The 4,451-nt window shown below is 69.7% G+C and carries 5 protein-coding genes; 2 read left to right on the top strand and 3 right to left on the bottom strand.

Annotated elements, in window-relative coordinates:
- Positions 1-37: 37 nt before the first annotated feature.
- Both ACM2XV_RS12745 and ACM2XV_RS12740 read right to left on the bottom strand, forming a co-directional pair.
- Complete coding sequence (locus tag ACM2XV_RS12745; RefSeq protein WP_487027193.1) at positions 38-931, bottom strand: hypothetical protein; 894 nt, start codon at positions 929-931, stop codon at positions 38-40.
- 459 nt (positions 932-1,390) lie between these two features.
- Positions 1,391-1,864, bottom strand: coding sequence for a MarR family winged helix-turn-helix transcriptional regulator (locus ACM2XV_RS12740; protein ID WP_344775521.1), 474 nt, complete (start codon positions 1,862-1,864; stop codon positions 1,391-1,393).
- A 47-nt stretch (positions 1,865-1,911) separates the two neighbouring features.
- Here ACM2XV_RS12740 and ACM2XV_RS12735 point away from each other — a divergent pair, with 47 nt between their 5' ends.
- Entirely contained in the window at positions 1,912-2,133 is a 222-nt protein-coding gene (locus ACM2XV_RS12735; RefSeq protein ID WP_344775524.1) for a hypothetical protein, read from the top strand.
- Between the two features lie 55 nt (positions 2,134-2,188).
- On the opposite strand, the gene ACM2XV_RS12730 is transcribed toward ACM2XV_RS12735, so the two are convergent.
- Entirely contained in the window at positions 2,189-3,205 is a 1,017-nt protein-coding gene (locus ACM2XV_RS12730; protein ID WP_487027192.1) for an aldo/keto reductase, read from the bottom strand.
- Positions 3,206-3,262: 57 nt separating this feature from the next.
- Here ACM2XV_RS12730 and ACM2XV_RS12725 point away from each other — a divergent pair, with 57 nt between their 5' ends.
- Entirely contained in the window at positions 3,263-4,435 is a 1,173-nt protein-coding gene (locus ACM2XV_RS12725) for an acyl-CoA dehydrogenase family protein (RefSeq protein WP_487027191.1), read from the top strand.
- Positions 4,436-4,451 lie beyond the last annotated feature (16 nt).

Raw genomic sequence — 4,451 nt, 5'->3', positions numbered from 1 at the left:
GCTCGCCGTGCACATCTGTCGGCGGCGGACGCAAAGGTCAGATGAGCCGGCGACGAATCGGCCGTAGTCCGCACTCGCGCAGGATCCGGTCGAGGTCGATCGGATGCCTCACCTCCGGCCACCCCCACCGGCCGAAGTCGTTGTCCTGTCGCCTCAAGATGTCTTCGCGGCGCTTCTCTTTGAGCACGGCCTCCCCCGGAGTCATGCCCCCGAGGTATTCGGGCTTCACGTACTTCCCCCCTCCGTCGAATTCGCCGATCAGCGGCCGCGGCATTCCCGGGCCGCGCCGCCACTTGAAGTCGACATCGAAATAGCCCTCGGCGTGGAAGTGGCGCACCTGCAGGTCCGGCACCTCATAGCCCAGCTGATAGATCGTGACGCGGCTGGCCGATTCCCCGGCGTTGGCCGCTCGGCCGTCGGCGAACTCGACGGCGAACTCCGCTCGAGCGAGCCCCCAGTCGCCGTGGCGCGAGAGCACCTCAGCCACGTCCGACTTCGAGAGCCTCACGAGCGACCGCGCGGTCGGGCGCAGGGCCGCGTCAAGAGCGACGACCGTCGACATGAAGTCCCCAGACCGCGCGAGATCCGCGATCGTTCGCGCCGGCGTCGTCACAAAGAACGGCCCCCAGGGCATGATCTCCTCCGGCAGATAGCCGGTGCGGTGCACACGAACGCCGTGCTTACTGCGTCGTGCGCTCGTGGCCGGCTCAAGAACGTCGACCGATCGGCCCCACGCAGCGACGGTCGGCAAACCGAGAATGGCGAGCGCGCTGCGGTGCGAGAACACGACAGGAGCCGATCGACGTGTCAGCCCGACGGCGGAGATGAGGTCGAGGTAGCGCCGACGGCTTTCCAGATAGCGCTGGTCACCCTCGATCGTCGCGAGCGGCGGAAGCACCGGCCGCAGCACTCCGACGCGCAGAGCTTCCAACTCGCCCCTCGCCCGACGGCGCTCAAACGCCCGCACCGCGTCGCCGTGCGAGCTGTCTCGGAAAGCGAGACGCAACCGGGTGAAGTCAGGAGGTTCGAGTTCCATGCACGCATTGCTAGCCCAGGCAATCGGGGCGCCGTCGCCTCGTTACGCGGATCCGTGGACTACTCACGCATGTCGAGCGCTGTGCTGGGGAAGCCGCACCGCCGCGGCGCTCAGTTCTCTTGCGTCCCCGGTCTGTTGCGTCCCGTCTTCTTCGTCCGGTCTTTTGCGTCCCCGGCCGACAGAAGTGACTCACCCGGAGGGCGCACCTGTCGGCCCGGGACGCAAAACCCTGCCGGCGAACGGGGACGCAGACCGTGCTGGGCGGCGGGACGCAGACCGTGCCGGGGAGAACGGGACGCAGGCCGTGCCGCGGAACGGGAACGGGAACGGAAACGGGAACGGGAACGGGAAGGGTTACGCGCGCGAGGGAGCGGACTCGACCGCCGCGATCAGCCCGTGCAGGGTGTCGCGCAGCGTCGCAAGCTCTGCGACGTCCATGCCGAGCAGTCGCATCACGGCGGGCGGCACCTCGAGGGCCTGGGCACGCAGTGCACGCCCGGCATCCGTCAGCTCGACCCGCAGTGCGCGCTCGTCTTCGGGCGAGCGGCTCCGCCGCACGTAGCCGAGCGCCTCGAGGCGCTTGAGCAGCGGAGAGAGCGTCGCCGGCTCGAGGCGCAGAGCATCGCCCAGCGCACGCACCGAGTGCGGCCCGCGTTCCCACAGGGCGAGCATCACGAGGTATTGCGGATGCGTGAGCCCCATCGGCTCGAGCAGCGGCCGATACATCCCGATCACACTGCGCGAGGCCACGGCCAGCGCGAAGCACACCTGGTTCTCGAGCGCGAGCAGGTCTTCCGACGAAGTGGCGCGAGGGGCGGCATCCGACATATGATCAGTGTACAAACGATTAGTGCACTAACGAAAGCGGGCGCGTGGTGGCCGAGGCCAAGGGGTTCTGGAGCTTCTATCAGAAGGCGAATCGGGTCGTGCGCACGTTCACGGGCCCTGCACAGATCGGCGCCGGCCACCCGGAAGCACCGGAGGTGCGCAACGCGTCCGCCCCGTGCCCGATCTGCGGGCACCCGATGACCGAGCACGAGGTGCTGCGGGCCGCCGATCAGCGCGAGCCGACGCGGCTCGTGTGCCCGACCGCCTGAGCGCAGCCGGCCCGCGCACTGCGAGCCTGCGCACCGCCTGCCTCAGCGCCCCCGGTCACCACTTCTCGTGGATCGCCGCCCGGAAGTAGCGGTCGTAGATGTCGCGCACGCGCGCATTGAACTCGGGCCCGAGCTCGGGAACCGATGAGGCGGCGGCATTGCTGAGCGCCTGGTCGGCGTTGCGAGCGCCGGGGATGACCGTCGAGACGGCCGGCTGCTGGGTCACCCAGGCGAGTGCGGCCTTCGCGGGCGTGAGCAGAGCATGGTTGTCGATCTTCCACTCCTCGCGCAGCTGGGCCACGGCGTCGGAGAACTCCTGCGCGGCGGCGACGCCCGTCTCGAAGTCGACGCCCGAGAACGTCTCGCCCACGTCGAATGCGTCGCCGTGCCGGTTGTAGTTGCGGTGGTCGCTCTCGGGGAAGGTTGTGTCCTTCGTGTAGCGACCCGAGAGCAGCCCAGAGGCGAGCGGCACCCGCGCGATAATGCCGACGCCGGCCTCGCGTGCCGCGGGCAGCACCTCGTCGAGCGGCTTGAGGCGGAACGCATTGAGGATGATCTGCACGGTCGCGACGTTCGGCCGCGCGATGGCGGTGAGCGCCTCCGCCGCGGTCTCGACGCTGACACCGTAGTTCGCGATGACGCCCTCGTCGACCAGCTGGTCGAGGGCGTCGAAGACCTCGTCGTTCGAATAGACGGGGCTCGGCGGGCAGTGCAGCTGCACCAGGTCGATCGTGTCGACGCGCAGGTTCGCGCGCGAGCGGTCGAGCCAGGTGCGGAAGTTCGCGAGGGTGTAGTTCTCGGGCACCTGGTCGACGCGGCGACCCATCTTCGTCGCGACCGTGAGCGGGGCATCCGGATGCGCCGCCTTGAATCGCCCGACGAGAGACTCGCTGCGCCCGTCGCCGTAGACGTCGGCCGTGTCGAAGAACGTGACGCCGGCCTCGGCGGATGCCTCGAGCACGGCGAGCGCGTCGACTTCGCTGACGTTCCCCCAGTCGCCCCCGAGCTGCCACGTACCGAGTCCGATGACGGAGACTTCGCGCCCCGTCCTGCCGAGCGTCCGTTGCTGCATGGGTTCCACTCTAAGTGGGTCGCCACGCATGTCGGATGCCGGGAATATGCTCACGCCGTGGCTGAATCGATCCCGGGCGTCTCCGTTCTCTCCGATGAGCTCCTCGCGCGCATCCGGTCGCGCGCCGCCCGATACGACCGCGACAACGGGTTCTTCGACGAGGATCTCGCCGAGCTGGCCGCCGCGGGCTACCTGAAGGCCTTCGTGCCCGCGGGCTACGGCGGCCTCGGAATGACGCTCGCCGAGGTGGCACGCGAGCAGCAGCGGCTCGCGGGCGCGGCCCCCGCGACCGCGCTCGCCGTGAACATGCACCTCGTGTGGACCGGCGTGGCCAAGGTGCTGCGCGATCGCGGCGACGACTCCCTCGACTTCGTGCTGCGCGAGGCGGGGGCGGGCGAGCTGTTCGGCTTCGGCATCAGCGAGGCGGGCAACGACCTCGTGCTCTTCGGCTCGACGACCGAGGCCGCTCCGGAGCCGGGCGGCGGCTACCGCTTCACGGGCACCAAGATCTTCACCTCGCTCTCGCCCGCATGGACCCGGCTCGGCGTGACCGGCCTCGACACGGCGAGTGCCGACGGCCCCCGCGTCGTCTACGGCTTCATCACCCGCGACGCGGTCGCCGACGGCAGTGTCGAGATCAAGGACGACTGGGACACCGTCGGCATGCGCGCCTCGCAGTCGCGCACGACCGTCTTGAAGGGGGCGTATGCCCCGGCCGAGCGCATCGTGCGCCGACTCGCCCCCGGCCCGAACCCCGACAGCCTCGTGTTCGGCATCTTCGCGAACTTCGAGGTGCTGCTCGCCTCGGTCTACACGGGCATCGGCCAGCGCGCGCTCGACATCGCCGTCGAGACGGTGCAGCGGCGCACCTCGCTCAAGACCGGCAAGCCCTACGCCCACGACCCCGACATCCGCTTCCGACTCGCGTCCGCGGCGATCCAGCAGGACGCGCTCGCTCCGCAGATCCAGGCCGTCGCAAGCGACGTCGACGGCCTCGTGAACCACGGCGGCCAGTGGTTCCCGAAGCTCGTCGGCGTGAAGATCCGCGCGACCGAGACCGCACGCGAGGTGGTCGACAAGGCGATTCGCGTCTCGGGCGGCTCGTCGTACTTCACCTCGTCCGAGCTCGGGCGACTCTACCGCGATGTGCTCGCGGGAATCTTCCACCCCTCCGACGACGAGTCGGCGCACAGCACCGTCGCGAACGCGCTCTTGGGGCCCGCCGAGTAGCGGCCCGGCTCGCCGG

Source organism: Gryllotalpicola sp. CP2-P1, from assembly GCF_057512245.1.
This window is presented reverse-complemented; position numbering and strand designations above follow the sequence as displayed.